We start from the raw sequence: 1,765 nt of genomic DNA on the forward strand, positions 1-1,765 counted from the left end.
GTATTTTCGTAAAAAACCCGGTTTCTCGCCCCTCATCCGACTCGCAGAAACCGGGTTTTTGCCGAATCTGTGGGCTGCAACTAAGTATTTTCGTAAAAACCCAGTTTCAAAATCCTCATGGATAACAATCGCCAAAAAAACTTTTGACAAAGGGGTTGACAGACTGGGGAAAGCTTGGTATGGTAATTAAGTCGAGCAAAAGAGATGCAGCGCATCAAGCTTAACGCAGACACAGGATTTAAAGTTTTCAAAGCTTTCCTGGTGCTTATGATGTAATGGAACCACTCCGATCCATCCCGAACTCGGTTGTTAAACGTTGCTATGGCGAAGATACTCGGCGGGTCACTGCCCGGTAAAATAGCTCAGTGCCAGGTTAATCATAAATTAAAGCTCTTTTCCCGCAACAACGGAAAGGAGCTTTAGTTTTTTGGGGAGTTGTTAATCATTATCTTCGATACTCAATAGATCGATCAATGGCTTGAGATCGAGATACATTGTACGATAAGGCACTGATGATGGTAAAGACTCATTAGGATCGACAAATTGAAAACCAAACTTCTCGTAAAAGCCAGATGCGTCATAGGGAGGAGTAGTATCCGGGTCGTAAAGTGCGTCAACGGTCATAAAGCGCACACCAACTGTAGGTGAAATCTCCGCTGCAACGTACTCTACTGCCCATTCAACTAGACGGCGACCTGCTCCTTTCGCACGTCTATCTACTGCTAGTAAACCAATCTTGATGGCTGGAAACGATCGGTACTGAACGCCTTCGTCAAGTAGGATTGGTTCGTCTAATTCCAGTTTATCTGTCAGTAGCGTGATGTAACCTGCCAAACTGTCTTCACAGCGTAAAATCCAGCATTGACTGATACGAGCATCTATATCTCGCTGAATGCGTCCTTGTCGCCAGTAGGTGACAAACTCACCCCGCAGACAGCGAAACCCCTGACCAGAAATGGTAAGCTCGGAGGTTAAATGCTCGATCGGCAACTCGGAAAAATCAACTCCTGCAAATTTACTACTGGGCGGCATTGGCAGTTGTCCGACGATGGCGACGAGCGGCAATCCGTTTAGCTAAAGCTAAAGCAGCTTCATTTGCAACATAACCGCCAGTCTTAAGGGCATGGGCAAGTTTCTGAACTTCGCTACCTGAGACTGGCTTGGAAACTGTATGCAGTGGGTACTTCATTACGAAACCTGATTCACTAACTCTATTGTAGTATACATTCTATTTTTGAGGTAAAAGTTTATGAAGATTAGTTATGATTCCGAAATTGATGCTCTATACATTAGACTTATAGAAGGTAAGCATCAGTGTCGCACTTTGCAGTTGACGGACGAAATTACTTTGAATATTGGGGAAAATAAGTTATTGATAGGGATAGAAGTTTTAGATGCTACACAGGTTTTAGGTAGTGGAAGTATACCTAATGTAGTGCTAGAAAATATAGCTTTTACTGTAGCTTAAATAGAAAGAGCGATCGCCCTTATTGTAGCATTCAAGAGTGGGCGATCGCGACGAGCGACGATCCGTATCAAAACCTATGAATATCGATTTTTAGTTCACCGTTATGATACTTGGTATGGCACGAAGGACAAAGTGTCATCATATTTTGCATTGCGGCGGAACCTCCTTCACTATACGGAATCAGGTGATGACCGTTAGCTTTAGGGGCTTGCGATTAAATATAACCCCAGTTATCCTAGAAGAGTAGGAAACAAAAAATCTGACAAGCGAGCGGTTGTTACTTCTGTAATTGGGATG

3 protein-coding genes, 1 rRNA gene and 1 pseudogene are annotated in these 1,765 nt (G+C 43.4%); 2 read left to right on the plus strand and 3 right to left on the minus strand.

Features of this window, described 5'->3' with window-relative positions; genetic code table 11:
- Positions 1-257: 257 nt before the first annotated feature.
- Positions 258-374 (plus strand): 5S ribosomal RNA (gene rrf, locus JGK39_RS33060).
- A 64-nt stretch (positions 375-438) separates the two neighbouring features.
- Here rrf and JGK39_RS33065 read toward each other — a convergent pair.
- Positions 439-1,032 (minus strand): hypothetical protein, encoded by a 594-nt coding sequence (locus JGK39_RS33065; protein WP_293262602.1) that lies wholly within the window; start codon positions 1,030-1,032, stop codon positions 439-441.
- The gene (locus JGK39_RS33070) at positions 1,019-1,189 is read right to left on the minus strand and encodes a hypothetical protein (protein ID WP_293262605.1); all 171 of its coding nucleotides are present in this window, start codon (positions 1,187-1,189) and stop codon (positions 1,019-1,021) included. Before JGK39_RS33070 ends, JGK39_RS33065 begins: the two co-directional genes overlap by 14 nt.
- A gap of 60 nt (positions 1,190-1,249) precedes the next feature.
- Here JGK39_RS33070 and JGK39_RS33075 point away from each other — a divergent pair, with 60 nt between their 5' ends.
- Positions 1,250-1,468 (plus strand): DUF2283 domain-containing protein, encoded by a 219-nt coding sequence (locus JGK39_RS33075; RefSeq protein WP_293262608.1) that lies wholly within the window; start codon positions 1,250-1,252, stop codon positions 1,466-1,468.
- 67 nt (positions 1,469-1,535) lie between these two features.
- On the opposite strand, the pseudogene JGK39_RS33080 reads toward JGK39_RS33075, so the two are convergent.
- A pseudogene (locus JGK39_RS33080) lies at positions 1,536-1,655 on the minus strand (HNH endonuclease); the annotation flags it as partial.
- Positions 1,656-1,765 lie beyond the last annotated feature (110 nt).

The sequence above is a fragment of the Microcoleus sp. PH2017_12_PCY_D_A genome (genome assembly GCF_020738565.1).
Taxonomy (GTDB): Bacteria; Cyanobacteriota; Cyanobacteriia; order Cyanobacteriales; family Microcoleaceae; genus Microcoleus.